At 71.8% G+C, this 819-nt stretch carries 1 pseudogene; it reads right to left on the bottom strand.

Annotated elements, in window-relative coordinates:
- Nucleotides 1–99: 99 nt before the first annotated feature.
- Nucleotides 100–804, bottom strand: a pseudogene (locus tag ABD207_RS31650) (IS5 family transposase); the annotation flags it as partial.
- Between the last annotated feature and the right edge of the window lie 15 nt (nt 805–819).

Raw genomic sequence — 819 nt, 5'->3', positions numbered from 1 at the left:
GCCTGGTGGCGCGTGGCTGGCTGGCCGAGCCGGCTGCGGGCCGGTTCACGCCCGCCCGCGGTGTGGCCGGGCCAGGCGGCGGGTCATGACCGTGGTCATCGACCAGTAGATCATGGCCTCGGCGCTGGTGGTGCGGCGTTCGTAGTCGCGGGCCAGGCGGCGGCTTTGCATCAGGTGAGCGAAGAGGCGCTCGACGATCCACCGCTTGGGCAGCACCACGAAGCCGCGCATGTCGTCGCTGCGCCTGACGATCGCCAGCACCAGCGCAAGCGCGGCCAGACAGTACTCGACGAGGCTGCCCGTGTAGCCCCCGTCGGCCCAGACCAGGGCGAGGTGGTGGTGCGCGCCGGCCACCCGCGCCAGCAGGACCTGGGCGGCGGCGCGGTCGCCGATATCGGCGCCGGTGACCATCACGCCCAGCAGCAGGCCGAGGGTGTCGACCACGACGTGCCGTTTACGCCCGTTGATCTGCTTGCCGCCGTCGTAGCCGCGGCTGTCCGCGCCCACCACGGCGTCCGCCTTGACCGACTGTGAGTCGATCACCCCGGCCGTGGGATCCGTGTCCTTGCCCAGCTCCTCGCGGACCCTGGCACGCAGCCGGTCGTGGAACTCCCTGACCAGGTCATGGTCGCGCCAGCGGCGGAAGAACGCATACACCCGGTCCCACGGCGGGAAGTCCACCGGCATGGCGCGCCACTTGATGCCGTTGTCCACGAGGTAGCGGATCGCGTCCAGTATCACCCGGTGGCAGTACGCCTCCGGCTGCCCGCCACGGCCTCGCATCCAGCCCGGCACCGGCAGCAGCGGCCGGACCTCGGT

Origin of the sequence: Streptomyces thermospinosisporus (assembly GCF_039526425.1) — a bacterium.
Taxonomy (GTDB): domain Bacteria; phylum Actinomycetota; class Actinomycetes; order Streptomycetales; family Streptomycetaceae; genus Streptomyces; species Streptomyces thermocarboxydovorans.
The sequence above is the reverse complement of the archived record's forward strand: the minus strand, read 5'-3'. Positions and strand labels throughout refer to the sequence as shown.